Origin of the sequence: Kribbella koreensis (genome assembly GCF_039525325.1) — a bacterium.
GTDB lineage: Bacteria > Actinomycetota > Actinomycetes > Propionibacteriales > Kribbellaceae > Kribbella > Kribbella koreensis.
Genome location: NZ_BAAAHK010000001.1, coordinates 13,574 through 38,594, shown reverse-complemented (window position 1 = coordinate 38,594; position 25,021 = coordinate 13,574). Strand labels below are relative to the sequence as shown.

The 25,021-nt window shown below is 68.4% G+C and carries 24 protein-coding genes; 15 read left to right on the top strand and 9 right to left on the bottom strand.

All coding sequences use genetic code 11. The features are described 5' to 3' along the window. A partial coding sequence (locus ABD116_RS00190) for a hypothetical protein (protein WP_343963434.1) occupies positions 1-935 on the bottom strand: 935 nt, incomplete at its 3' end. Positions 936-938: 3 nt separating this feature from the next. After that, a complete protein-coding gene (locus ABD116_RS00185) occupies positions 939-1,379 on the bottom strand; it encodes a hypothetical protein (RefSeq protein WP_343963432.1) in 441 nt (146 codons plus the stop codon). A gap of 133 nt (positions 1,380-1,512) precedes the next feature. Between ABD116_RS00185 and ffh the strand changes: the two genes are divergently transcribed. The 8 genes from ffh (at position 1,513) to ABD116_RS00145 (ending at position 12,034) form a co-directional block, all read left to right on the top strand. Further along, positions 1,513-3,075: a signal recognition particle protein gene (ffh, locus tag ABD116_RS00180; protein WP_343963430.1), complete on the top strand. Its 1,563-nt coding sequence runs from the start codon at positions 1,513-1,515 to the stop codon at positions 3,073-3,075. Positions 3,076-3,258: 183 nt separating this feature from the next. Beyond that, on the top strand, positions 3,259-4,611 hold the full coding sequence (locus ABD116_RS00175) for a lytic transglycosylase domain-containing protein (protein ID WP_343963428.1): 1,353 nt from the start codon (positions 3,259-3,261) through the stop codon (positions 4,609-4,611). Positions 4,612-5,016: 405 nt separating this feature from the next. After that, positions 5,017-6,066 (top strand): lytic transglycosylase domain-containing protein, encoded by a 1,050-nt coding sequence (locus tag ABD116_RS00170; RefSeq protein WP_343963426.1) that lies wholly within the window; start codon positions 5,017-5,019, stop codon positions 6,064-6,066. Between the two features lie 72 nt (positions 6,067-6,138). Beyond that, positions 6,139-7,233 (top strand): amidohydrolase family protein, encoded by a 1,095-nt coding sequence (locus ABD116_RS00165; RefSeq protein WP_343963423.1) that lies wholly within the window; start codon positions 6,139-6,141, stop codon positions 7,231-7,233. Positions 7,234-7,428: 195 nt separating this feature from the next. Then, positions 7,429-8,820: an N-acetylmuramoyl-L-alanine amidase gene (locus ABD116_RS00160; RefSeq protein WP_343963421.1), complete on the top strand. Its 1,392-nt coding sequence runs from the start codon at positions 7,429-7,431 to the stop codon at positions 8,818-8,820. A 123-nt stretch (positions 8,821-8,943) separates the two neighbouring features. After that, the gene (locus ABD116_RS00155) at positions 8,944-10,176 is read left to right on the top strand and encodes a sensor histidine kinase (RefSeq protein ID WP_343963419.1); all 1,233 of its coding nucleotides are present in this window, start codon (positions 8,944-8,946) and stop codon (positions 10,174-10,176) included. Next, positions 10,167-10,805, top strand: a complete 639-nt coding sequence (locus ABD116_RS00150) for a LuxR C-terminal-related transcriptional regulator (RefSeq protein WP_343963417.1) — start codon at positions 10,167-10,169, stop codon at positions 10,803-10,805. Before ABD116_RS00155 ends, ABD116_RS00150 begins: the two co-directional genes overlap by 10 nt. A gap of 101 nt (positions 10,806-10,906) precedes the next feature. Further along, positions 10,907-12,034 carry a S1 family peptidase gene (locus tag ABD116_RS00145; RefSeq protein ID WP_343963415.1) on the top strand — a complete coding sequence of 376 codons (1,128 nt, stop codon included), beginning with the start codon at positions 10,907-10,909 and terminating at the stop codon, positions 12,032-12,034. A gap of 49 nt (positions 12,035-12,083) precedes the next feature. Here the strand turns inward: ABD116_RS00145 and ABD116_RS00140 are convergent, their stop codons facing one another. The 3 genes from ABD116_RS00140 to ABD116_RS00130 all read right to left on the bottom strand — a co-directional run bounded on the left by ABD116_RS00140 (position 12,084) and on the right by ABD116_RS00130 (position 14,595). After that, positions 12,084-12,869 (bottom strand): M23 family metallopeptidase, encoded by a 786-nt coding sequence (locus tag ABD116_RS00140; protein ID WP_343963413.1) that lies wholly within the window; start codon positions 12,867-12,869, stop codon positions 12,084-12,086. A 157-nt stretch (positions 12,870-13,026) separates the two neighbouring features. Then, positions 13,027-14,376: a flotillin family protein gene (locus ABD116_RS00135; protein WP_343963410.1), complete on the bottom strand. Its 1,350-nt coding sequence runs from the start codon at positions 14,374-14,376 to the stop codon at positions 13,027-13,029. 24 nt (positions 14,377-14,400) lie between these two features. Further along, the gene (locus ABD116_RS00130) at positions 14,401-14,595 is read right to left on the bottom strand and encodes a hypothetical protein (RefSeq protein ID WP_343963408.1); all 195 of its coding nucleotides are present in this window, start codon (positions 14,593-14,595) and stop codon (positions 14,401-14,403) included. A gap of 180 nt (positions 14,596-14,775) precedes the next feature. Here ABD116_RS00130 and ABD116_RS00125 point away from each other — a divergent pair, with 180 nt between their 5' ends. The 3 genes from ABD116_RS00125 to ABD116_RS00115 are packed head-to-tail and all read left to right on the top strand — an operon-like array spanning position 14,776 to position 17,710. Then, positions 14,776-15,159 (top strand): hypothetical protein, encoded by a 384-nt coding sequence (locus tag ABD116_RS00125; protein WP_343963407.1) that lies wholly within the window; start codon positions 14,776-14,778, stop codon positions 15,157-15,159. 1 nt (position 15,160) lies between these two features. Then, positions 15,161-17,038, top strand: coding sequence for a caspase family protein (locus ABD116_RS00120; protein ID WP_343963405.1), 1,878 nt, complete (start codon positions 15,161-15,163; stop codon positions 17,036-17,038). A 24-nt stretch (positions 17,039-17,062) separates the two neighbouring features. Further along, entirely contained in the window at positions 17,063-17,710 is a 648-nt protein-coding gene (locus ABD116_RS00115) for a maleylpyruvate isomerase family mycothiol-dependent enzyme (protein WP_343963403.1), read from the top strand. 3 nt (positions 17,711-17,713) lie between these two features. On the opposite strand, the gene ABD116_RS00110 is transcribed toward ABD116_RS00115, so the two are convergent. The 4 genes from ABD116_RS00110 to ABD116_RS00095 are packed head-to-tail and all read right to left on the bottom strand — an operon-like array spanning position 17,714 to position 21,738. After that, on the bottom strand, positions 17,714-18,544 hold the full coding sequence (locus tag ABD116_RS00110) for a carbohydrate ABC transporter permease (protein ID WP_425552025.1): 831 nt from the start codon (positions 18,542-18,544) through the stop codon (positions 17,714-17,716). Further along, positions 18,541-19,473, bottom strand: a complete 933-nt coding sequence (locus ABD116_RS00105; RefSeq protein WP_343963401.1) for a carbohydrate ABC transporter permease — start codon at positions 19,471-19,473, stop codon at positions 18,541-18,543. The genes ABD116_RS00110 and ABD116_RS00105 overlap by 4 nt, the downstream gene beginning before the upstream one ends. Further along, entirely contained in the window at positions 19,470-20,756 is a 1,287-nt protein-coding gene (locus tag ABD116_RS00100; RefSeq protein WP_343963399.1) for an ABC transporter substrate-binding protein, read from the bottom strand. Before ABD116_RS00100 ends, ABD116_RS00105 begins: the two co-directional genes overlap by 4 nt. Before the next feature lie 4 nt (positions 20,757-20,760). Then, positions 20,761-21,738, bottom strand: a complete 978-nt coding sequence (locus ABD116_RS00095) for a carbohydrate kinase family protein (protein WP_343963396.1) — start codon at positions 21,736-21,738, stop codon at positions 20,761-20,763. 125 nt (positions 21,739-21,863) lie between these two features. Between ABD116_RS00095 and ABD116_RS00090 the strand changes: the two genes are divergently transcribed. The 4 genes from ABD116_RS00090 (at position 21,864) to ABD116_RS00075 (ending at position 24,972) form a co-directional block, all read left to right on the top strand. After that, positions 21,864-22,616 carry a DeoR/GlpR family DNA-binding transcription regulator gene (locus ABD116_RS00090; protein WP_343963393.1) on the top strand — a complete coding sequence of 251 codons (753 nt, stop codon included), beginning with the start codon at positions 21,864-21,866 and terminating at the stop codon, positions 22,614-22,616. Then, positions 22,613-23,956 (top strand): 6-phospho-beta-glucosidase, encoded by a 1,344-nt coding sequence (locus tag ABD116_RS00085; RefSeq protein WP_343963390.1) that lies wholly within the window; start codon positions 22,613-22,615, stop codon positions 23,954-23,956. The genes ABD116_RS00090 and ABD116_RS00085 overlap by 4 nt, the downstream gene beginning before the upstream one ends. A 246-nt stretch (positions 23,957-24,202) precedes the next feature. After that, complete coding sequence (rpsP, locus tag ABD116_RS00080; RefSeq protein WP_343963388.1) at positions 24,203-24,715, top strand: 30S ribosomal protein S16; 513 nt, start codon at positions 24,203-24,205, stop codon at positions 24,713-24,715. A 5-nt stretch (positions 24,716-24,720) separates the two neighbouring features. Next, positions 24,721-24,972 (top strand): RNA-binding protein, encoded by a 252-nt coding sequence (locus ABD116_RS00075; protein ID WP_328335296.1) that lies wholly within the window; start codon positions 24,721-24,723, stop codon positions 24,970-24,972. Positions 24,973-25,021: the final 49 nt, after the last annotated feature.

The following is a 25,021-nucleotide window of genomic DNA, read 5'->3' as shown; positions in this document are numbered from 1 at the left end:
ACCGCCCCCGCCGCCGCAGCCTGCCCACTCAAAAACCGCATCTCCGGATGCCCACCCCCAGCCCCACGCTTCCCCGACTCCGCCACCCCGTCCGCCCGCCCAGCCCCCCGCTCCCGCCCCACCTCCGCATTAGGAGCCTCCACCGGAAACACCTCACCCCGCCCGGACCGGTAATGCCCCCGAATCTCATCAACCTTCGAATTCAGCTTCTGCCGAATCTCCTCGCCCACCTTCTCGCCGGTACGGCGAGAGCTGTCCTTCAGAACAGGCCACCCCGGATGCACCATCGTCGCGATCAACGCTGCTCGCACCGCCCGGCGGTGGTCCTCGTGGAACGGCACCACCTCGGCCAGCCGATTCCGGACCACCCCGTCCGCCAGTTGGTCGAAATGCATCACTGCCGGCCCATGGACACCTTCCTCGATGAACGAGTCCTGATCCTTCGCCAAGCCGGACGCCTGCTGGGCGAGGCTTTCCATCGCGGCGAAGGCGCCCGGATATTGCGGCTCGCCGAGAATCAGCTCCGGGTGGCCCGCGCTCGCGGTGAACGTCTCGAAGTCGTTAGCGGTCCGGAGTTCGGCGAAGCCTTCTGCGGCGCCCTGTGAATGCACGGTCCGGACGGCGTTCGGTTCGTTGGGTGCGTCGAGGTCCATCCCCGCGTGAGTCGCCTCGTGTAGGACGGTTGCGAATGCTTCGGCACGCTCCGCGGGTGTTGATGCCGGATCGACGAGGTGGCGGAGCACAACCGGACCGGATACGCGGATGTCGCCAGTGACAGGGCTGTAGCCGCCCCAGCTTCCGCCAGGCGTGGCATACAGGTCGCCGCTCCAGTGGTCGATCCCGGTCGGACGCAGGTTCTGCGCCAACCGGTAGAGCCGTGCGAACTCCTGATAGACGGCGGAGTCGCGCGGTACCAGCCGGCCACCGTCGTCCATCGACTAGTGATCCTGGTCGGGCGGGCCCTGCATTGGCCAGCTCGGCTCGCGCAGCTCGCGTTCGATGTGCTCCAGGGCTCTGGTCATCGCGCGGATGTGCGGTGCTTCTTCGGGCTCGGCCCGGTCGGCGATCTCCCAGATCCGGCGCCGCGCGTCTTCCAGGACCGCGATCTGTTGCTCTACGGTGCCGCCGTCGGGATAGGCGGAGGCGTGGATCTCGCCGGCCTGGTGGTAGAGATCGCTCCATTGCCGGGGCGGTGCGGGCGGCTCGGCCAGGCGGTCGATCAGGATCTTGGTCCATGACTGGTCGTGTTCGGAGGCGTCGGCGGGCACCAGTTGGCGAAGCGCTGCCTGTTCTGCGGCGATGTCCGTGGCGGGCTCGGTCTTGATCTTGTGGCGGGCGCGCGAGAACGCCGAGTTGAAGGCGGCGATGTCCAGGGGCATGGGGAAGACGATAGCTAGTGGGGTGGGGGTGTGGTGGGAGTTATCCACAGGGTTGGGGGGCCGGTAGACTCGGGGAGTTGCCTGGGGGTACTGGTGACGTTCTGCTCCACCGGAAGAAACGGACTGTGTTCTCGTGTTCGACACGCTTTCTGATCGCCTGTCCGCCGCCTTCAAGAATCTGCGCGGCAAGGGCAAGCTGACCGACGCCGACATCGACGCGACCGCCCGGGAGATCCGGATCGCGTTGCTGGAGGCCGATGTCGCGCTGCCGGTGGTGAAGGACTTCATCGCGGCGGTCAAGGAGCGGGCCAGCGGTGCCGACGTGCGCGGCGGGCTGAACCCGGCGCAGCAGGTGATCAAGATCGTGAACGAGGAGCTCGTCACGATCCTCGGTGGTGAGACGCGTGAGCTGCGGATGGCCAAGCGGCCGCCGACGGTGATCATGCTCGCGGGTCTGCAGGGTGCCGGTAAGACGACCCTGGCCGGCAAGCTCGCGAAGTGGCTGAAGGAGACCAAGCACCAGACGCCGATGCTGGTCGCGGCCGATCTCCAGCGCCCGAACGCGGTGACCCAGCTCCAGGTGGTCGGCGAGCGCGCCGGCGTACCGGTGTTCGCGCCCGAGCCCGGCAACGGTGTCGGTGACCCGGTCGACGTCGCCCGGCAGGCGATGGCGGAGGCGAAGACCAAGCAGTACAGCGTCGTCATCGTCGACACGGCCGGCCGGCTGGGTGTCGACGAGGAGCTGATGAAGCAGGCCGCGGACATCCGCGACGCGGTCACGCCGGACGAGATCCTGTTCGTCGTCGACGCGATGATCGGCCAGGACGCGGTCACCACCGCGCAGGCCTTCCTGGACGGCGTCGGCTTCGACGGCGTGGTGCTGTCCAAGCTCGACGGCGACGCCCGCGGTGGTGCCGCGCTGTCGATCGCGCAGGTCACCGGCCGCCAGGTGATGTTCGCCAGCAACGGCGAGAAGCTCGAGGACTTCGACGTCTTCCACCCCGACCGGATGGCGTCGCGCATCCTCGGCATGGGCGACGTGATGAGCCTGATCGAGCAGGCGGAGAAGTCGTTCGACGCGGAGGAGGCGGCCAAGACCGCCGCCAAGCTGCAGAAGAAGGGTGGCAAGGAGTTCACCCTGGACGACTTCCTCGCCCAGATGCAGTCGGTCCGCAAGATGGGCCCGCTGACCAAGATCTTCGGCATGCTGCCCGGCGCGGCCCAGTTCAAGGACCAGCTGGAGAACTTCGACGAGCGCGAGATCGACCGGATCGAGGCGGTCATCCACTCGATGACGCCGGCCGAGCGCAATGACCCGAACATCATCAACGGCTCCCGCCGGCTCCGGATCGCGAACGGTTCCGGTACCGAGGTGGCCACTGTCAGCGGCCTGGTCGAGCGGTTCTTCGAGGCCCGCAAGATGATGTCCGCGATGGCGTCCGGCAAGGGAATGCCGGGGATGCCCGGTATGCCTGGCATGCCGGGAGCCGGTGCGGGCGGCCGTAAGGCCAAGCAGCAGGCCAAGAAGGGCAAGCCCAAGCGCGGCTCGGGCAACCCGGCCAAGCGCGCCAACCAGGGCTCCAGCGAGCCGGCCGCCCCCGCGGCGGGCCAGCTCCCGGCGGCCTTCGGCGGCGGTGGTACGGGCGGGGACTTCGAGCTGCCGGACGACCTCAAGAAGATGCTCGGCGGGAACTGACCGGGGCTACCCCAGGTAGTCGCCCGATCCCATTACACGGATCGGGCGGCGAGCGCAAGTCTCCCATCGGGCAGCAACACGGGCCCCTTCGTCGGCGGTTGCCCAACCCCCACCGACCGCTAAGATCGTCACTACGCCCGAAGCACTCAGGTACTGCGGACTACGTCGTGAGGGACGGTTCGGATGAGGCAGCAGTTCAAGAACCTGGACACGTGGCGGGGCAAGCTGACCGCTGTCTGGGTCTGTATTGCGCCGCCGACGGCCATGGTCGTCGTGTTCGTGGCCGGTGGGGTCACGTCGAACACGTTCATCGTCGACGCCCAGGCGCTGAGTCAGCCGCGCCAGGACCAGGTCTTCGACGAGCTCGCCGGTGACCTCCCGTCCGGCCCCGGTGTCGACGGCAGCATCCCGACCGAGCAGAAGTCCCAGATCGAGGTACCGGTCACCGGAGCCGTCGACAGTCCCCAGCAGCCGACTCCCGGCGTGACGGGTGACGTGTCCGGCATCCCGGGCACCGTGCTGGCGGCGTACCAGAAGGCTGCGAACGACCTGGCCGTGGCGCAGCCGAACTGTGGGATCACCTGGCCGCTGCTGGCCGGTATCGGCAAGGTCGAGTCCGCCCACGCGAGCGGCGGCCGGGTCGACGCCAACGGCGTCACTCGCGGCAAGATCCTCGGCCCGGTGCTCGACGGCGGCCCGGGGATGGCGGCGATCGCCGACACCGACCAGGGCGTGTACGACGGCGACGCCAAGTGGGACCGCGCGGTCGGCCCGATGCAGTTCATCCCGGGCACCTGGAAGTCCTTCGGCGCCGACGGCAACGGCGACGGCGTGAAGGACCCGCACAACATCTTCGACGCGGCCCGCGCGGCCGGTGACTACCTCTGCGCCGGCGGCGCGAACCTGAAGGACCCGGCCGGCCTGGTCCAGGCGGTACTGCGCTACAACCACTCGATGGACTACGTGTCCACCGTGCTGCGCTGGATGCAGACCTACAGCAACACCACCGTGACCATCCCGGACAGCACCGACCCGATCAGCCCGCCGGACGACAACGGCAACGTGCAGAACGACCCGACGCCGCCGCCGAACACGCCGGTGACGACGCCACCGACCACCCCGGCCACCACGCCGAGCAAGACCCCGACGCTGACGCCGAAGCCGACGCCGAGCAAGACCACGCAGCCGACCAAGGGCCCGAACGGCGGTACGCCGGGAAGGCCGACGACCGTGCCGACCAGGCCAGGGACGCCGACCTCCCCGACGACACCGACCTCGCCGCCCACCAAGCCGACGACACCGGTACCGCCGACGGACACCCCGACGCCGACACCCACGCCGACCCCGACACCGACTCCCACGCCGACGCCGACGCCGACCCCGTGCAAGCCGGACGAGCCGACGCCGCCGCCGACCGAGCCGAACCCGACCTGCACGCCCACGCCGGCGCCCCAGGCGACGGACACCCCGACCCCTGCCCCGCAGGAGACGGACACGCCGACCCCGGCTGCCTCACTGAGCTCCACTCCGGCCTGAAACAGCTCCCTGACCGGCCTGTGAGATCCGAAATCGGGTCGTGAACGTTAAGATTTCCCATCGCCCGGGCTGATCCGAGGCATCTGACCGGGCCCTGCTGAGCGTGGCGCCCGGCCGTTCGGCGCAAATCTCGGACCGCTGGGCTATCGGCTCAGGTAACTTTCCGTCGTTCCTCGGTAACTTTCTGGCGCGTGGGTCGTTGGGGGAACTATGCGCCTAACCCGTAGTGGAAACCGTCGGGTCAAAATAATCATCGCTTCACTGTGCACGGCCCCCCTGCTGGTAGGGGCGATCGTCACAGTCGCTTCGGGCGGAGCCGGTGCCTCCGGCCAGCTCGCGGCGGACAGTCCGGTCGCTCCTTCGCCCGGAGCCGGACTGAACAGCGGTGAATTCGACGAACTGACCATGATCGTCCCGCAGCGTCCAGGAGTGGACGGCCGGATCGGATCTGACAAACCTGCCCGGGCCGACGTGCCCGTCCAGGGAGCCACCGACGGCCGGTCCGTGGTCCGGCCGGGACGTCCCGGTGCCGTCAACGGCATCCCCCGCGGGGTCTTCCCCGCCTACCGCCGCGCCACCGCGAATCTCGCCGTGGTCCGGCCGAACTGTGGGCTCACCTGGCCGTTGCTGGCCGGGATCGGCAAGGTCGAGTCCGACCACGCCTCCGGTGGCAAGGTCGACGTGGCCGGCACCACCCGTGGCAAGCTGCTCGGCCCGGTGCTGAACGGCAAGCGCGGGACCGGCCGGGTCAAGGACACCGACAAGGGCCGGTACGACGCCGACCTGGTCTGGGACCGCGCCGTCGGCCCGATGCAGATCATCCCGGGCGTCTGGAACGAGTTCGGCGCCGACGGCAACGGCGACGGCTTCCGTAACCCGAACAACGTGTACGACGCCGTCACCACCGTCGCGGTCTACCTGTGCTCCGAGGGCGACGACCTGAAGCGCCCGCGCGATCTGGTCGCCTCGCTGCTGCGCTACCAGCACTCCAAGGACTTCGTCGCGACCGTCCTGCGCTGGATGCGCGTCTACAGCAAGAGCGCGGTCCTGGTGCCGAACCTCACCGGCAAACTGGCCACGCCCAAGACGACCGGCAACGTGGAGACCAACGTGGACCCGCGCGAGGTGCCGGAGGTGCCGGACGACCCGAGCACCACCGTGCCGCCGACCGCCAAGCCGAGTGTGCCGGTGTCGACGGACCGGCCGCCGACGATCCCGGACCCGATCGGCACGCCGACCGGTCGCCCGACCCGTCCGACGCACACTCCCACCGGCAAGCCGACGCCGCCGCCGACCTCGGACACCCCGACGCCGACTCCGACGCCCACCCCCACGCCGACCCCCACGCCCACCCCGACCGACACCCCGACGCCGACCGAGACCCCGTCCGGCTCGCCTTGTGCGGCCGAGACGAACCCCACGCCTTGTACGCAGGGCAGCGGCTCACACGGCTAGCGGCACTGGGCACGGCACCGCTAGCTGGCGCGGAGTTGCTCGCCAGGGGGCCGTTCCGGTTACGGTCGCCGTATGACGACGGAGACCGGTGTACTACGGCTCGCCGGCACGGTTCTGCCGGCCGGTGAGCAGCAGGAGCTTCACCTCAGTGGCGGGCTGGTCGTCGACCGGCCCGCCACTGCGGACGTCACCACCATCCACACCGGCGGCTGGATCGTGCCCGGCCTGGTGGACGCGCACTGCCACATCGGGCTGGACACGCACGGCCCGGTCGACAAGGACGTACAGGAGCGGCAGGCGGTCGTCGACCGCGACGCAGGCGCCCTGCTGGTCCGGGACGCCGGCTCGGCCTCCGACACCCGCTGGATCGACGAGCGGGAGGACCTGCCCAAGATCATCCGGGCCGGCCGGCACATCGCCCGCTCCAAGCGCTACATCCGCAACTACGGCTGGGAGATCGAGCCGGAGGAGCTGGTCGCGTACGTCGAGCAGGAGGCCCGCCGTGGCGACGGCTGGGTCAAGCTGGTGGGGGACTGGATCGACCGCGACGCAGGCGATCTGACCGCCTGCTGGCCGCTGGAGGCGCTCACTGCCGCCATCACCCGGGCCCACGAGCTCAACGCCCGGGTGACCGCCCACGTGTTCGGCGAGCATGCTCTGCCCGACCTCCTGGCCGCAGGCATCGACTGCATCGAGCATGGCACCGGCCTACTGCCCGACATGCTCGACGACATGGCCGCCCGCGGCGTCGCCGTCGTCCCCACCCTCATCCAGCTCGAGAACTTCCCCCAGTACGCCGACCAGGCTGCCAGCAAGTTCCCCGTGTACTCCGACCACATGCGCGACCTCTACGCCCGCCGCCAAGACACCCTGCGCTCCGCCGTAGAGGCAGGCGTCCCCGTCTACGCAGGGACCGACGCAGGCGGCGTACTGGGCCATGGCCTGATCGCCCAGGAGATCCAGGCGCTCACCACCATCGGCCTCTCCGGCGAGCAGGCCCTGGCCGCCGGCTCCTGGTCGGCCCGCACCTGGCTAGGCGCCCCCGCCGACCTCAGCCCGGGCAATCCGGCCGACCTGCTCGTGTATGCCGAGGACCCACGGGCCAACCCGGCCGTCCTCAGTCACCCCGAGTGCATCGTGCTGCGCGGCCGCGTCTACCGCCCCTGACCCTTGAAAGTGGCAGGATCACGGCGAAACAGCTGAGTGATCGAACAATTTCACGCTGTGACGGGAAATATTCACGTAACTACTGGCATTTGCGGAAGTTTTTGCCCTACCGTGAGTCGCACCCGCCGACGCCCCTCGGTGGGACGCCCGTCGCGGGAGGCGCGACGGACGTCGCAAGGGAAGGAACGAACCCCGATGGGTAAGACCGCCCGAGTGCCCAGACTGACCGCGCTGCTCGCCGCAGCTGCCGCCGGAGCCATCGCCCTCAGCGGCGCGCTCCCCAGCAGTGCGGCCACCGCGCCCGAACCAGCCAGCCCCCAAACCGGCTCGGCCATCCCAGGTGACCTGGTGAAGGCCTTTGATGCAGCCGCTACCAAGTACGACGTACCGCGCGAGGTACTGGTCAGCATCGGTTACGCCGAGTCCCACCTGGACGGCCACAACGGCCTGCCCAGCCAAGACAACGGCTATGGCCTGATGCACCTTGCCAGCAACCCGCAGAACCGGACCCTGGCCGAGGCGGCCAAGCTGACCGGCCTGCCGGTCGAGCAGCTGTCCAAGGACTCGGCCGCCAACATCACCGGCGCCGCCGCAGTCCTCGACTCGTACGCCGACCAGACCGGCCTGAGCGGGGATGCCCGCACCAACCTGGCCAAGTGGTACCCGGTCATCGCGAAGTACTCGCACTCCGCGGATGCCCCGACCGACCGCCTCTACACCGACGAGGTCTACCGGATCATCGGTGAGGGCGTCGGCGCAGTCGGCACGCAGCCCAAGAAGGTCACCCCGGACCGCGGCGCCTACGCCAAGGTGGCTCCGCTCGGCGCCAAGAGCGCGTCGTCGATCCAGGCGGTCGACTACCCGGGCGCAATCTGGAACGCGGCCTGCACCTGCAACTACCGGGTCGGCCGGACCAAGGCGATCACGACCATCGTCATCCATGTCACCCAGGGCTCGTACGCCGGCACGATCAGCTGGTTCAAGAACTCCGCGGCCCAGGTGAGCGCGCACTACGTGATCCGGTCCAGCGACGGCCAGGTCACCCAGATGGTGGCCGAGAAGGACACCGCCTGGCACGTCGGCACCGAGAACCCGTACACGATCGGCATCGAGCACGAGGGCTTCGTCGACCAGCCGTCCTGGTTCACCGACGCCATGTACCGCTCGTCGGCCGCAGTGACCCGGAACATCGCCGAGCGCCGGGGCATCCCGAAGGACCGGGCCCACATCAAGGGTCACTCCGAGCTGCCCAACCAGACCCACACGGACCCCGGTCCGAACTGGAACTGGGACTACTACATGCAGCTGGTGAACGGCGGCGACCCGAACCCGCCGACGTACAACTTCACCACCTACGGCAGCGGCGTCCGGGTCCGCACGGAGCCGAAGCTGACCGCCTCGATCATCACCGAGCTGCCCGGCCCGACCCAGGTGTTCGTCACCTGCCAGAAGCAGGGCGACACGGTCAACGCGGAGGGCACCACCAACAACTGGTGGGCCAAGCTGCGCGACCAGGGCGGCTACATGTCCAACATCTACATCCAGGACCCGAACCCGAAGCTCCCAGGCGTTCCGGTCTGCCCGTAGTGCAACCCGGCCCGGGGTCCTTGCGGCCCCGGGCACCCGGGTGAACAGTAGAGCCTGCTGTACCGACGTGAGCCGCCCTGTTGCGTCAGGATCGATACTGACGACGACGGAAAGGCTCCTGTGATGATCTCGAAGATCCTGGCCCGCGGTGGCCCGGCCAGTGGGTACCTGTTCATCCGGTATCTCAAGGGCATCACGCTGCTGGCCGCACTCCCGATCAGCCTGCTGCTGGGGTGGTTCATCCCTGACGCCACCGCCGGGCTGGTCAAGCTGGCCAACAGCGAGCGGTACCGTGCGTCGCGCTACCTCAAGCTGCCGGACGCCGTTCCCTTGCCGGACGCACTGCCGCGGCAGGCCGGCGACGTGGTGACCCTGTTCAAGGACAGGTCGTTCGTCCGCAGCCTGCGGCTCCTGCTGATGCCGCCGGTGGTGATCGTCGAGTTCTTCGTGGCGATCTTCGCGATCTTCTCGGTGCCGTCGGCGATCATCAGTATGGTGATCTGGCCGTTCGCCGACGGCGACTCCAGCATTCTGGGTGTCCCGATCGACTCCTGGTGGAAGGCGCTGGTCTTCGGGCCGCTGCAGATCCTGATCGGGATCGGCTTCCTCGGCTGGGTCGCCCCGGCGACCGCCCGCGGCCACGCCAAGGCCGTACTCGGCCTGCTGGCCCCCAGTGCCCAAGAACTCGAGACCGCGAGGCTCAACCAGCGGGTGGAGGAGCTGACCCGGACCCGAGCGGGTGCGGTCGACTCGCACGGGGCTGAGCTGCGCCGGATCGAGCGGGACCTTCACGACGGTACGCAGGCGCAGCTGGTCTCGCTGGCCATGCGGATCGGCATTGCCAAGCAGACGATGGCGGATGACCCGGAGAAGGCCGCCAAGATCCTCGACGACGCCAGGGATGGAGCAGAGCAGGCAATGACCGAGCTGCGCGGCGTACTGCGAACCATGTACCCGCCGATCCTGGCTGACCGCGGCCTGGCCGGTGCTGTCTCGGCCCTCTCCGCCCGCAGCCCGATCCCGGTCGAGCTGCGCGTAGGCGAGCTGGGGACGGTACCGGCGCCAGTAGAGGCCGCTGCGTACTTCGTGGTCGCCGAATCCCTCACCAACATCACCAAGCACTCCGCTGCCGGCCATGTCGACGTACTGCTCGAGCGGCGCGGGCCTGAGCTCTACCTGGCCGTCACGGATGACGGCATCGGTGGTGCCCGGATCAACGAGGCGAGCGACCTGCTGGGCCGGGGGAGTGGGCTCCGTGGGATGGTGCATCGCGTGGAAGCCATTGACGGTCAGATCGAACTGCAGAGTCCCATCGGCGGGCCGACGACGGTCGAGGTGATCCTGCCGTGCGAGTAGTGATCCTCGAGGACAACCCGATCCTCGCCGAGGGGCTCGGCCTGCTGCTGGGCAACTCCGGGTTCGAGGTGGCCGCTGTCGCCGGTGACGCGGACGAGTTCGCCAAGGCCGTCGCCGAGCACGTACCAGACATCGCGGTGGTCGACGTCCGGCTGCCACCGACCTTCACTGACGAGGGCTTGCGGGCAGCGATCGAGGCCCGCCGGCTGCGACCGGGCTTCCCGGTGCTCGTCTTCTCGCAGTACGTCGAGGAGGTGTACGCCGCCGAGCTGCTGGCCGCCGGGAGCGAGGGGGTCGGCTATCTGCTCAAGGACCGGGTCTCCCGGGTGGACGAGTTCATGGAGGCCGTACGCCGGGTCGCTGCCGGCGGTACCGTCCTCGACCCCGAGGTCGTCAGCCAGCTGATGGTGAAGCGCAGCGACCCGCTGGAGCGCCTGACGCCGCGCGAACGCGAGGTGCTCGCCCTGATGGCGGAGGGGCTCGGAAACACCGCGATCGGGCAGAAGCTGGTGATCAGCGAAGGCGCCGTCCACAAGCACGTCGGCAACGTCTTCCTCAAGCTCGGCCTGCCCCCGACCGACTCCGGCCACCGCCGCGTCCTCGCCGTTCTCGCCCACCTGGGACTCTGACCGCTTTCGGCCAACGTCTTGACGAGTGGTAGTCACTAGGACACTCTCGGTTCCGAGAGCGCTCTCACCGCACCGAACCGCCCCTAGGTGAGGAGAGTCCGATGAAGGTTCTAGCCGTCGCCGTGCTTGTCGCAAGCTCGGTGGCTGTCCCGTCCCAAGCGCTGGCTACGCCCGACAAGCCACTCGCAGTACCTCAGCAGCAGGCTGCCATGCAGGCCGACCTCGGCCTGACCGCGCAGCAGGCCAAGGACCGGCTCAAGGCCGAGTCAGCAGCCACCAAGCTCGTTCCGATCGCCCAGCGCGCTGCCGGAGCAGCCTTCGGTGGCACCTGGTACGACGCCGCCCGGCAGCGCCTGGTCGTCGGAGTGACCAGCGTGGCGGTAGCGGACGCAGTACGGGCTACTGGCGCTGACGTGGCCGTAGTACCGGCTACTGCGAAGCAACTCGACCAGCGCAAGGCTGCCGTCGACAAGCTGGCCGGGAAGGCAGTCCCGGCCGCAGTGAGTGGTTGGGCCGCTGACCCTCGTACCGGCAGCGTGGTCGTGAATGTCCAAGCAGGTAAGCGTTCCCAGGCCGTTAACGCCTTCGTGGCCAAGCTGGCCAAGGCCGGAGCGGTCACGGTCAAGGAGGTCGCGGCTCAGGCGCCGCGGACCTTCGCCGCCGGCACGGTCGGGGGAGACCCGTACTACACCGGCAACGTCCGCTGCTCGATCGGCTTCTCCGTGTACGGCGGATTCGTCTCGGCCGGCCACTGCTCGCCTGGTGTAGGCGCCAGGACGTGGGGCTGGGACGGGTCGAACCAGGGCTTCTTCCGGGGCGCGTCGTTCCCCGGCAACGACTACTCCTGGGTCCAGATCGACAGTGGCTGGTGGACAGTACCGGTAGTGCTCGGCTGGGGACAGGTCAGCGATGCCCTGGTCCGCGGCTCCTGGGAAGCCCCGATCGGTACGTCGGTCTGCCGCAGCGGGTCGACCACCCACTGGCACTGCGGCACGGTCACCGGCAAGAACGAGACCGTCAACTACGGCAACGGCCAGCTCTTCTACGGCGCCACCAAGACCAACGTGTGCGCCGAGGGCGGCGACTCGGGTGGCTCGTTCATCACTGGTGACCAGGCCCAGGGCGTGACCTCTGGCGGCTGGGGCAACTGCAGCAGTGGTGGTGAGACCTGGTTCCAGCCGGTCAACGAGATCCTGAGCACGTACGGGCTCACACTGCACACCGCATAAGAGAAAGGCCGGGCCCACCCCCAGGGTGTGGGCCCGGTCTCGCTTCAACTCAACAGACCGGAACGCCTGGCAGCACTGCGTTCGGATCGTCGATGTAGATGTTGCTGACGAAGCCGGCCGGGCTGGCGAGCTTGGCCCACCAGTTGTTGGTGTAGCCCTCCGCGTTGACCGTGTCTCCTTGCTTCTGGCAAAGGACCCGGACCGCGGTGGGGCCGCCCAGCGTGGCGACCACCGGGGAGCTCAGGTACGCGTCGGAGCGGACCCGGACGCCGGAACCCCAGGTGTTGAAGGGCTTCCCGGGCTGGCTGCCGCAGCCGTTGTCGCTGGTCAGGAAGTACTGGTTGTACGAGCCCGGGTAGGCGAGGCCGGAGCCGTTGATGACGATGTCCTGGCCGACGCCGTTGTAGAGCTGCTCGTAGTGGATGTGCGGGCCGGTCGTGTTGCCGGTGGCACCGGTCACGCCGATCTGCTGGCCCTGCGAGACCTGGGCGCCGTCGGCGACGGAGTACGCGGAGAGGTGGAAGTAGTACGTCTTCCAGCCGCCGCCGTGCTCGATGGCGATGTAGTTGCCTGCTCCACTCGGCTGTGAGTACCGGTGGGCGGTGCCGCCCGCGGAGGCCAGCACGGGAGTTCCGTTCGTGACGCCACCGTCGGCACGGACGAAGTCGAGCGCCCGGCGGACCTCGGCCGAGTGGTGGCTGTAGGTCCAGCGCTGACCACAGGGGAACGGGGCTTTGAAGTTGGGGGCGGCCATCGCCTCGGTCGGTACCGCCACCAAGGTGGCGGCACCGACCAGGAGCGAGGCCAGAACGGCGATTACTCGTCTGATGGGCACGGTGATCAGTCCTTCGGGGCGACCGGTCACGGATGGTGAGACCCGTGACGCTTGGAGTGATGTGCTCACAAGCTAGCGCAGGTTTCGTGACTTAGGAACTGATCATCCGGGTGAATAGTTAGTGATTAACCTGTGGTGGAAAGGCTTCCCATCCGGGTCAGGCCGGGGTGTCGTCCGGCACTGCTTCCAGGGTCGGCGTCTTGCCGTTGCTGGACAGCGATTCGATCAGCTGCTTGGCCAGCGCGAAGCCCGAGCCGCCCATCGTGATCGTCTTGACCAGGGTGTCCTCGATGCCCTGGGCACCGTTCAGCACCACCATGTTGCCGACCTTCTCGAAGGACGACGCGGCCGCGCGGACGATCTCCGGGTACGCCTCGGCGAGTTGCTGGGCGACGACGGCATCGGTGTTCGTGGCAAGGGCTTCCGCCCGCGCCTTGATACCGGCTGCCTCGGCCATCGCCTTGGCCTGGACGGCGAGCGCCTCGGCCTTACCGTTCAGCTCGGTCGCCTTCGCCTGCGCCTCACCGCGCAGGGTGACCTCGCGGGCCTGCGCCTCGGCGCCGGCGATCTGGGCGTCGCGGGCGGCCGCGGCCAGCGCACGCTGCCGGTACGCCTCGGCGTCGGCCGGCTTCAGCACCGACGACTCCAGCTGCTTCTCGGCCAGCGACGCGTTCAGCTTCGCGGTCTCCGTCTCGGCGACCACGACCTCCTGGCGGGCCAGCGCTTCGGCCAGCGGGCCGGACTGCGATGCCTTGGAGTTCGCCTGGTCGACCTCGGCCTGGTACCCGGCGCGAGCGATCGAGCTCTGCCGTACTGCGGCGGCCTTGGCCGCCTCGGCGACCTGCTCGCGCTCGGTGGCTTCGCGGTCCCGCTCGGCCCAGGCGATCCGGGCCGCTGCCTCGACGGCGGCGGCCTGCGGACGGCCGAGGTTCTTGATGTAGCCGGACTCGTCGTCGATCTCCTGGATCTGCAGCGAGTCGACCACCAGGCCGAGCTTCTCCATGTCGCCGGCCAGCGAGCCGCGGATGTTCGTGGTCAGCGTCTCCCGGTCGTGCAGCATCTCCTCGACCGTGGTCGAACCGACGATCGCCCGCAGGTGACCGGCGAACAGCTCGTGGATCGTGCTCATCACCTGCTCGTCGCTCTGCTCCAGGAACCGCCGGGCCGCGTTCGCGATCGAGCCGTAGTCGTCACCGACCTTGTACGCCGTGACGCCCTTGATGTGCAGCGGAATGCCCTGACTCGAGACGCAGGTGACCGTCAGCGGCGTGGCCCGGATGTCGAGCGGCAACCGGCGGACGGTCTGGAAACCCGGTAGCACGGCGGTACCGCGGCCGACGACGATCTTGAAGCCGAGCGTCTCGTTGATCTGCTCCTGGCTCGAGTGCGCGCCGAGGCCGGAGATGATGAGGGCCTCGTTCGGCTCGGCCACCCGCCAGACCATCCGGAACAGGATCAGGAGGACCACCAGCGCGACGGCGCCGGTGATCAGGTACGTCCAGAGCATTTCCCCTCCAGGGAACAAGATGATTCAGATGGCGCGGGCGACGTACACCGTGCGGGGTGGGTCGTACTCGACCACCACGATCGGGGTGCCGACCTCGATCACTTCGTCGGCCGCCGGGTAAGCGTAGAAGGCCTCGGTGGCACCGCGGACCGGCAGCATCACCTCGCCGACGATTCCCGGTGCGATCCGGCCGATCACGCGTCCTCGCTTGCCAACCATGACGCCCCTCCGACGTTTCCCCTGCACCAAACGGTTCCCGCAGCTTAGTTCTCGCCGGGCCCGGCTTCGTCGTCGCCGGTCCGCCGGTCGCGTCGTGGGTGTGCCGGGGCGTCACGCCTTGTGGTCGGGGGTAGCGCCGGCGCATTGTTGGAGTGTCGACCTGGGGGTGGGGGAGGTTCGATGGCGGCTGAGGTACGGGTTGGGGTTCTCGAGGACGGGGCGGACGCGGCTCGGCTGGAGGAGCTGGCGCTCCTGCTGCGTCAGGAGTTGCTGACGCTCGACGTCCGATCGGTCGAGCAGGTACGGGAGGGCGCCGCGCCGGCCGGTACGCGCGGTGGGCTGGCTGCGGTCGCGGGGTTGCTCAGCGTTTCGGTTGTGCCGGGGTTGCAGGCGGTGGGCGCGGTGGTGGCCGTCGTACGGGACTGGCTGCGTCGATCCGGTGGCGGGCACACGATCAAGCTGTCGATGGACGGCGACACGATCGAGCTGACCGGCGCGACCGATGAGGTGCAGCAACGGCTGGTGGACGCGTGGGTACGCAAGCATTCGGGGACGGACGCGTGAGATGGCTGGGTCTCGGGAGGCTCTTGTCATAGCCAACGCGGACTACGCCAACCCGGGGTTGAGCCGGTTGATGGCGCCGGCTCGCGATGCGGCGGCGCTGGCCGGCGTACTGGGTGATCCGGAGGTCGGCGGGTTCGACGTCACCGTGCTGGAGAACGAGTCGGCGCAGACGATCCGGTTCGCCGTCGAGGACTTCTTCTCGGATCGGTCGCCGGAGGATCTGCTGTTGCTGCACTTCTCCTGCCATGGTTTGAAGAACGCGGCCGGAGAACTGTTCCTGGCGGTCGCCGACACCCAGCCGACGCGGCTGGCGTCGACGGCGGTGCCCGCGGACTTCGTGAACCGGCAGATGGCGGACAGCCGGGCGCAGCGGATCGCGTTGTTCCTCGACTGTTGCTATGGCGGTGCTTTCCCGCGTGGGCTGGTCGTGCGCGCGGCGGGCGAGGCGCAGGTGCGCGATGCCTTCGCCGGACAGGACGGGGTCGGTGGTGGACGCGGGCGGGTCGTCGTCACCGCTTCGAGCGCGATGGAGTACGCCTTCGAGGACGGCCGGTTGGCCTCCGGTACGCCGAAGCCGTCCGTCTTCACCAGCGCCGTGGTGGACGGTCTGAAATCCGGCGACGCCGACAAGGACGGCGACGGCTGGGTAGGCCTCACCGAATTGGTCGGCTACGTCACCGACCAGGTCCATCGCAAAACCCCCAACCAGAACCCCCAGATGTGGACCTTCGGCTCCCAAGGCGAACTCCTGATCGCCCGCTCCCACCGCCTGACCCCCACCACCCTGGCCCCCGAACTACTGGAAGCGATGACCAGCCCGTTGTCAGCCGCCCGCTTCGGAGTAGTCGACTACCTCCGCGACTGCCTCACAGGCCACGACCAACGCATCGCCCTGGCCGCCCACGCCGCCCTCACCCAGATGACCACCGACGACAGCCGCAAAGTCTCCGAAGCAGCCCAACAAGCCCTAACCCAAACCCCACCCACCCTCCTACCCCTCATCCAACGCCCACCCGCAACTACCTCGGCCCCGCCCGAGCCGAAGGAGCATGCACCTGAGCCCGCCAGCGGCCAGGTCGCACCTCCACCCACAACCCCGGCAGTTCAGGCACCCACGGCAGCGCCTACCTCAACTTCTGTTCCTTGGTGGGTGGTTGGGGTGTTGGTGGTGGGGGGGTTGTTGTTGGTGGTGGTGAACTGGCCGGGGGTGGCTGAGTCTCGGCGGGTTTGGTCGGATGATTCGAATACTGGGTGGAGGACGTTCCGTAGCTGGTCCGATCCGGAGATGGTGGCGTCGGTGGTGGTGCTTGGGGCGGCGCTCTTCGTGCGGTGGGCAGGGCGGTGGAGCCTTGTTCTGCTGGGGATTGCGTTGGGGTGTACCGGGTCGATTGGTGAGGACGGGGTGCTGATTCTTGCCGGTGGGCTGGCGGACGAAGAGACGGCGGAGTGGTTGGTCGCCGGGTTGATCGTCTTCGTGATGACCGTTGTGTTGCTGGTCGTGCTCAAGCCGCCTCGGCCGGCCCTACGTCCGGTTCATCCGCAGTCGATGGCGATGATCGTTGCTGGGGGCATCGTTCTGGTGATCAGCGCGACGATCAAGCACAGCGACGGGATCAACTTCGTCACCGTCACCAAGCTGGCGCTGCTGGAACCTGTTGTCACCGTCGCGCTCGGATGGCTCGCCATCGCGGCGACGGATCTTCGGACCAGGGTCTGGCTGACGGCGACCACCATCACCTACGCGGTCGTCAGCATGGTCGCCGTCGTCCCGGCCCTGACGGAGGGGGACTCGGTCTCCGTCCTGCTCACCGGCCTGCTCGGCAACCTGCTCGTCATCGCCGGTGTCGCAAACCGCCGGCCAGACTCTCTACCGACGTAGAGCCACGGCTGGCACACTCGATCCATGACCGACCTGCCCCAACTGATCAGGACCGAACGCCTGGCGCTGATCGAGTTCCTCGACACACTCGGCCCGGCCGAGTGGGCGACGCCGTCGTTGTGTGGTGAGTGGACCGTGCAGGAGGTCGCCGCGCACATCGCCTGGGCGCCGGTGATGGGTCCGCTCGCGCTGATCGGCCCGTTGGCCAAGGCGGGCTTCCGGATCAACAAGGCCAGCGCCGAGCTCTCCAAACAGTACGCCCGGCGCGGCCCCGCGGAGATCCTCGCCCAACTCCGCGCCAACGCCGAGTCCGGCGCCAAGCCGACCGGCGTACCGCTCATCGCCGGCCTGGTCGACGCGGTGATCCACGCGATCGACATGAGGCGTCCGCTGAACAGTCCCCGAGAGGTACCGGCCGAGGCCTTCGACGCGGTGGCCGACTTCTCGGTCGGCGCCAGATGGCCGACCACCATCTCGGTCGGCGGCAGCGCGCGCAAGCGGCTCACCGGCGTACGGCTGATTGCCGACGGCTACGACTGGTCGTACGGGCAAGGTCCTGAAGTCCATGCCCAAGGCGAAGCCGTACTGCGGATCCTCAACGGCCGGAAAGCGTCCCGCGACGAGCTGACCGGCGAAGGCGCCGACCAGCTCGCCGCAAGACTCAGCAGCTAGACCTCAACCGCGGATTGCGCCTTCGGTCGCGCCCTTGATGAACTGCCGGGCGAAGATGACGAAGACGATGATCAGCGGCACCATCGCCATCAGCGCGCCCGTCATCACCATGCTGAAGTCGACGCCGTGGCTGCGGTTCAGCGACGACAACGCGACCTGCAGCGTCAGATGATCGGGATTCGTCAGCACGATCAACGGCCAGAAGTAGTCGTTCCAGGAAGCCACGAACGTGAAGATCCCCAGGAACGCCAACGCCGGCCGGGCCGACGGCAGCGCCACGTTCCGGTAGATCCCGAAGAAGCTGCACCCGTCGAGCGTCGCCGCCTCGACCAGCTCGTCGTGGATCGAGTTCTGGAAGTACTGCCGCAACCAGAAGATCCCGAACGCGTTCGCCGACGCCGGAATGATCAGCGCCTTCAGCGACCCGACCCACCCGAACGCCGCCATCGTCTGGAACTGCGGCACCGCGCCCAGCTGGGCCGGCAGCAGCATCGTCGCCAGCAGGATCACGAACAACGCGTTCCGCCCCGGGAACCGGAACTTCGCGAACGTGAACGCCGCCAGCGAGTCGAAGAACAGCACCAGCAGCGTCGTCGACACCGCGACCACCAGCGTGTTCGCCATCGACGAGAAGAAGGCCACGTTCTGCAGTACTTGATGGATGTTGTCGTCGAGCTGCGACCCGAAGGTGAACTTCGGCGGGTACCGGTAGATGTCCGACGTGGTGTTCGTCGCCATCACCAGCGTCCAGTAGAACGGGAACAGGCACAGCAGCCCGGCGATCGCCAGCACCACGTGCATGATCAGCCCGGGCCAACGAATGCGTGACTTCACTGGCGTCCCCTTCCGCCCAGCAACTTCCAGTTGATCGCGGTGAAGAGCAGCACCAGCATGAAGATGCTCAGCGCGATCGCCCCGGCGTACCCGTAGTCGTTGTTGAAGAAGGCCTGTTGGTAGAAGTACATGACCACCGTCATGCCGCTCTGCCCGGTACCACCGGTGTTGCCGACCATCACTTGTGGCTCTGTGAAGGTCTGCAACCCGCCGATGGTCGACATGATCACCGTGAACAGCACGACCGGCCGCAGCTGCGGCAGCGTGATCGAGAAGAACGTCCGGAACGGCCCGGCGCCGTCCACCTTCGCCGCCTCGTACTGCTCGGTCGGGATCGCCTGCAGCCCGGCCAGGTAGATGATCGTGTTGTACCCGGCCCACTGCCACACGATCATCGTGGAGATCGCGATCTTGATCCCCCACGGTTGCCGCAGCCAGTCCTCGGTGGGCAGCCCGAGTGAGCGCAGGACCGAGTTGATCAGCCCGAAGTTGGTGCTGAAGACGGCGCCGAAGAAGATCGCCGCCGCCACCAGCGAGGTGATGTTCGGGATGAAGTACGCGATCCGGTAGACGCCCTTGAACCGGACCGCCGAGTGCAGCATCACCGCGAGCGCCATCGCGATCACCAGCGTGGGCACGGTCGACATCACGAACAGCACGACCGTGTTCCACAGCGACAGCCAGAACGTGCTGTCCTCGGCGAGGAACCGGAAGTTCTGGAAGCCGACCATCGTGCGCGGCCCGAGCCCGTCCCACTTCTGGAACGCGAGCAGGATCGTCGACGCCACCGGATACAGCCCGAAGACCAGGAAGATCACGTAGAACGGCGACAGCGCGAGATAGAACCGCCAGTACGACCGGACGCTGCGCCGGCCTCGCGGCTTCGTCGTACCGGCGGGTCTGCTGGGTGCTGTCGCGGTCAGTGTCACTGCACGCCCTGACGCTTGCCGATCTGCTTCGCCTTCGCGACGGCCTCCGTCCACGCCTGGTCCGACGTCTTCTTGCCGGCCTGGACGAGCTTGAGCCCGTCGGTGAACGGGGTGGCGACCGCGCTGTCGAGGGGCGCCTCGTAGGCGATCGGGATCGCCTTCGCGGCCGGCCCGAAGACCTCGATCGGCACCTGGCCGCCGAAGAACGGGTCCGCCGCCTTGAGCTGCGGCTTGTCGTAGGCGGCCGGCGCGGACGGGAAGATCTGCGCGTCGGCGAACGCCTTGGCCTCGTTGTCGGGGCTGAGCATGTACTTGATCACCTCGAGCGCGGCGGCCGGATCCGCCGCGCTCTTGGTGATCGTGAGGAACGACCCGCCGAAGTTCGCCGGGCCGCTCGGCGTCGGCGCGACCCGCCACTTGCCGACGCTCGTCTTGCAGGCGGCCTTGATGTCCAGCGCGACCCAGGCCGCACCCGTCACGGTCGGCACCGTGCCCTGGTCCAGACCCGCGTTCCAGTCCGGCGAACCGCCCAGCGTCCGGCCGTCGACCTTCTGCGTGATCGCCTTGACCGCGGTGTCCCAGGCCTTGCGGATGTGGTCCTGGTCGCCGATGAACTTGTTGTCCTTGTCGATGTAGCGCGCGGTGCCCTGGTTGACGATCGTGCCGTACATGTCGGTCGCGTCGGCGACGATGAACGCCTTCGGGTTCGACTTCTTCAGCTCGACCCCGGCGGCGATGAAGTCGTCCCAGGTCTTCAGCTGCTCGGCCACCTTGGCCGGGTCGCCGGGCAGTCCGCCGGCGGTGAAGATGTCCTCGCGGTAGAACAGCGCGGTCGGGCCGATGTCGATCGGGATGCCGATCACCTTGCCGTCCAGCGTGGTGGCCTGCTTGACCTTCCACTCCAGGTAGTCGCCCAGGAACGAGTCCGCGCCGATCGTCTTGAGGTCGACGAACCGGTTGGCCTGCGGCAGCAGCGAGGCGATGTCCTCACCCTTGACGCCGGTGATGTCGGGGATCGACGTACCGCCGTTGAAGGTGGTGAGCAGCTTCTGCTTGAAGTCGCCGCCGACCTCGGAGTACTTGATGTGCTGGTCCGGGAAGTGCGCGATCGTGTCGTCCAGCACCGACTTGCCCAGGCCGCCCGGCCAGCACCACAAGGCGATGTTCCCGGTCGCGTTCTTCTTCGTCGATCCCGTGTCCATGCTGGACGAACAGCCGACGACTGTTCCGCCGAGCAGGGCGGCGAAGCCTCCGGCGAGCACCGTCCGACGTGACAGGTCCATGGTTCTACCTTCCTGACTGGTCGCGCAGGGGAGCGCTTCCGGAGTGCGCGCTGATCAGCGCTGCAAGGGATTGGTCTTCTGGGTGCTGTTGGTGCCAGCCGGCCAGGTCGGTCCAGGTCGGTGCCGCGTCGGCACCACCCAGCCGGGTCACCGAGATGGCTGCCGTGAGGGCCGCGAACCGTACCCGGTCGGCGAGTGGGAGCTCCCACAGCGTTGCTGCGATGAACCCGGCGGCGAACACATCACCCGCCCCGGTGGTGTCCGCCGCCGAGACCTGTACGGCCGGTACTGCGACCCGCTCGCCGGAGCCCGCGTCGAGCGCGAGTGCTCCGTTGGCGCCGTCGGAGACGACCACGAGGGGTACTTTCTCGGCCAGCCGCTCGAGCGCCTCGTCCGGCGTACTCGTGCGGGTGTAGCTCATCGCCTCGCCGGCGTTCGGCAGGAACACGTCGCAGTGCTCCAGCTGGTCGAGTACGGCGGGATCCCACTGCTCGGTGGGGTCCCAGCCGACGTCGGCGAAGACCACGCTGCCGGCCGCCCGGGCCTTGGCGAGCCACTCGTTCGGCCAGGGACCGATGTGAGCGGCGACGGCCCTGGCGGCCGGCGGCGTGGTGAGCAGCTCGTCGGCCGACAGTGGGGGAGGGGTACCCCTGGTGACCAGTGCCCGGTCGTTGTCGTAGGCAAGGGCCACCGTGAGGGGGGTCTGCCAGCCGTCGAGCTTGCGGGAGAGAGTCAGATCGATGCCTTCGCCCTGCGTCAGCCGGTCCCAGAGCCGGTCGCCGAGATCGTCGGCGCCGAAGGTCGCGGCCAGTCCGGTGCGCAGCCCGAGCCGGGCCAGCGCGACCGCGAAGTTGGCGATCCCGCTCGGGCTCTGGGCGGAGTCGTCCGCCCAGACCTCGGTGCCGGGGCGCGGCGCAGAGGGCAGGCCGAGCACCAGGTCGTGGAAGACCAGGCCGGACACAACCACGTCCAGCTCACTCATTGGCAGCACACTCCTGCAGGGTCGCTCAAATTCGTGCAGCCAGTGTGGATCTTCTGAGCAAACTACGCAATACCCCTGCAAATTGATGCGCGACTATGACGAAGTTTGCGTGATACCGTCTCCGTGTGTTGCCACAGCAGCGGCAGGATCAGATCGTTCGCGCGCTTCGGGCCGACGGGGCCGGGGGCGTGAAAGTGCTGGCTGCCCAGCTCGGCGTCAGTGAGGCGACGATCCGGCGGGATCTCGAGCAGTTGCACGAGCAGGGCCGGCTGACCCGCGTGTACGGCGGTGCGCTCGCCGTCGACGGCGGTGACGAGCCGTTCGCCGAGGTCAGCGCGGTGCACGCCACCGAGAAGGACCGGATTGCCCGCCGCGCCGCCGCCTTGGTGACCGACGGGCAGTCACTGCTGCTCGACATCGGTACGACGGCCCTGCGCGTCGCCCAGCAGTTGCACGGGCGCTCGCTGACCGTGGTGACCAGCAACCTCGCGATCCTGGAGGAGCTGCAGAACGACGAGCAGATCGAGCTGATCATCCTGGGCGGCTTCGTCCGGCGCAGCTACCGGTCACTCGTCGGGTACCTGACCGAGGAGTCGCTGCGGCAGATCCATGTCGACTGGCTGTTTCTGGGCACGAGCGGGGTCCGGCCGGACGGGCGCGTGATGGACAGCACGATGATCGAAGTACCGGTGAAGCGGGCGATGATCAAGGCCGCCGACAAGGTGGTGCTGCTGGCCGACGCGACCAAGTTCCCCGGTCACGGCGTCGCCAAGGTGTGCGAGCCGACCGAACTTTCCATGGTGGTGACCGAGCCCGCCGCCGACCAGGCGACCCGGACTCAACTGACCGAGGCGGGGGTAGAGGTGGTACTGGCGTGAGACTGACCATTCTCGGGGGCGGCGGGTTCCGGGTTCCGCTCGTTTATCAGGCGTTGCTGGGGGATCGGGGCGACGGACGGATCACCTCGGTCGTGCTCTACGACACCGATCGGTCGCGGTTGGCGTCGATCGGGTCGGTACTACGGCAGCAGGCGTTGCCGTACGCCGATGCGCCGGCGGTGACCGAGACGACCGATCTCGACGAGGCGCTGCGCGGCGCCGACTTCATCTTCTCGGCGATCCGGGTCGGCGGGCTCGAAGGGCGCACGATCGACGAGCGGGTCGCGCTCGATCTCGGCGTACTGGGGCAGGAGACCGTCGGCGCCGGCGGGATCGCTTATGCGTTGCGGACGCTGCCGGTCGCGACGGCCATCGCGCAGCGGATCGCCGCGCTGGCGCCGGAGGCGTGGGTCATCAACTTCACCAACCCGGCCGGGATGGTGACCGAGGCGATGATCCCGTACCTGGGTGATCGCGTGATCGGGATCTGCGACTCGCCGTCCGGGCTCGGGCGGCGGGCTGCGCTGTCCTTGGGGCTGGACCCTTCGGCGGTCTTCTACGACTACGCCGGGCTGAACCATCTGGGTTGGCTGCGTGGGCTGGAGTCGGGCGGGGTCGATCACCTGCCGGCGCTGCTGGCTGACCCGGCCGCGCTCGGGGATTTCGAGGAGGGGCGGCTCTTCGGGGTCGAGTGGTTGCGGTCGCTGGGATCGATCCCCAACGAGTACCTGCACTACTACTACTTCGCTCGCGAGACGCTGGCCGCGGTACAGGCGGTCGAGCAGACGCGAGGGACGTTCTTGCTGGAGCAGCAGTCACGGTTCTATGCGGAGACGGCCGAGCAGCCGGCCAACGCCCTGGAGTTGTGGCAGAAGACGCGGGCCGAGCGCGAATCGACGTACATGGTGGAGAGCCGGGAGATCGCCGACGCGGGGGAGCGCGACGAGCGGGACATGTCGGCGGGCGGGTACGAGCAGGTCGCGCTGTCGCTGATGCGGGCGATCGCGCACAACGAGCGGGCGTCGCTGATCCTGAACGTGCGCAACCGGGGCACGCTGCATCATCTCGACGCAGATGCGGTGGTGGAGATCCCGTGCACGGTCGACGCCAACGGTGCCCGGCCGGTCACGGTCTCGCAGTTCACCGACCATCAGGCCGGGCTGGTCTGCGCGGTGAAGGCGGTCGAGCGGTCGACGATCGAGGCCGCGACGTCGGGTTCCCGGGCGGCGGCGATCCGGGCGCTGGCCTGGCACCCGCTGATCGACTCGGTCACGGCCGCCCACCAGCTCCTCGACGGGTATGTCGACCAGCTTCCGGCGCTGGCCGCTTTCCGCGCCTGAGGGCCCGTCGTACCCTCGATCCGGGCCGCTTGATCGCCCGTACCCCGCGCCCGGGCGTTTCGCGTCCGGGGCGGATTGGTGGCGCGGCGGTTGATCTGGCAGAATGATGGGCTGAGTCCGTCCGGATCACGTGCAGCCCTCTAACTCCACGTCCCGGTTCGGCCCATCCGAGTGGTCACCCGTTGTCCCCACGACGCCGGTGTGCCGCTCAACCAAGACATGAATCCCGAGGGAGACACCACAAACGTGGCAGTCAAGATCCGTTTGAAGCGCATCGGCAAGAAGCGTGCGCCGCACTACCGCATCGTCGTGATGGACGCCCGCGCCAAGCGTGACGGCCGCGCCATCGAGGAGATCGGCAAGTACAACCCGAAGGCCGAGCCGTCGTTCATCCACGTCGAGTCGGACCGGGCGCAGTACTGGCTGGGCGTCGGCGCGCAGCCGACCGAGGCCGTCGCGGCCATCTTCAAGGCCAGCGGTGACTGGCAGAAGTTCAAGGGCCTCGACGCCCCGCCGCCGCTGCGGGTCAAGGAGCCGAAGCGCGACAAGCAGGAGATCTTCAACGAGGCCCTCGCCGAGGCGCACGGCACGCTGAAGACCGAGGCCGTCACGACCAAGAAGGCCGCCGCCAAGAAGGCGGAGCCGAAGGCTGACAAGGCCGAGAAGAAGGACGACGCCGTCGAGGCCAAGGTCGAGGACGCCGCTCCGGCTGCCGACGCCGCTGCCGCCGACGCGCCGGCCGACGACGCCAAGGCCTGACGATGATGGAGACCGAGGCGCTCGAGCACCTGGTCCGAGGCATCGTGGACAACCCTGACGAGGTCAGCGTCCGGTCGCGCAACCTGCGGCGTGGACGCACTCTCGAGGTGCACGTGCACCCCGACGACATCGGCAAGGTGATCGGCCGTAACGGCCGGACGGCGACCGCGATCCGTACCGTGGTCGGGGCGCTCAGCTCCGAGCAGTCGGTCCGGATCGACTTCGTCGACGAGTTCAACCGGCGCCCGCGCCGCTGATCTCAGGTCCACCGGAAAGGCCGCACCCCCTCGGGGGCGCGGCCTTTCC

Coding starts and splice junctions, on each gene's coding strand:
- ABD116_RS00185 (WP_343963432.1), bottom strand. CDS start 1,379: ATGCCCCTGGACATCGCCGCCTTCAACTCGGCGTTCTCGCGCGCCCGC.
- ABD116_RS00175 (WP_343963428.1), top strand. CDS start 3,259: ATGAGGCAGCAGTTCAAGAACCTGGACACGTGGCGGGGCAAGCTGACC.
- ABD116_RS00170 (WP_343963426.1), top strand. CDS start 5,017: ATGATCGTCCCGCAGCGTCCAGGAGTGGACGGCCGGATCGGATCTGAC.
- ABD116_RS00165 (WP_343963423.1), top strand. CDS start 6,139: ATGACGACGGAGACCGGTGTACTACGGCTCGCCGGCACGGTTCTGCCG.
- ABD116_RS00160 (WP_343963421.1), top strand. CDS start 7,429: ATGGGTAAGACCGCCCGAGTGCCCAGACTGACCGCGCTGCTCGCCGCA.
- ABD116_RS00155 (WP_343963419.1), top strand. CDS start 8,944: ATGATCTCGAAGATCCTGGCCCGCGGTGGCCCGGCCAGTGGGTACCTG.
- ABD116_RS00145 (WP_343963415.1), top strand. CDS start 10,907: ATGAAGGTTCTAGCCGTCGCCGTGCTTGTCGCAAGCTCGGTGGCTGTC.
- ABD116_RS00135 (WP_343963410.1), bottom strand. CDS start 14,376: ATGCTCTGGACGTACCTGATCACCGGCGCCGTCGCGCTGGTGGTCCTC.
- ABD116_RS00130 (WP_343963408.1), bottom strand. CDS start 14,595: ATGGTTGGCAAGCGAGGACGCGTGATCGGCCGGATCGCACCGGGAATC.
- ABD116_RS00125 (WP_343963407.1), top strand. CDS start 14,776: ATGGCGGCTGAGGTACGGGTTGGGGTTCTCGAGGACGGGGCGGACGCG.
- ABD116_RS00120 (WP_343963405.1), top strand. CDS start 15,161: ATGGCTGGGTCTCGGGAGGCTCTTGTCATAGCCAACGCGGACTACGCC.
- ABD116_RS00115 (WP_343963403.1), top strand. CDS start 17,063: ATGACCGACCTGCCCCAACTGATCAGGACCGAACGCCTGGCGCTGATC.
- ABD116_RS00100 (WP_343963399.1), bottom strand. CDS start 20,756: ATGGACCTGTCACGTCGGACGGTGCTCGCCGGAGGCTTCGCCGCCCTG.
- ABD116_RS00095 (WP_343963396.1), bottom strand. CDS start 21,738: ATGAGTGAGCTGGACGTGGTTGTGTCCGGCCTGGTCTTCCACGACCTG.
- ABD116_RS00075 (WP_328335296.1), top strand. CDS start 24,721: ATGGAGACCGAGGCGCTCGAGCACCTGGTCCGAGGCATCGTGGACAAC.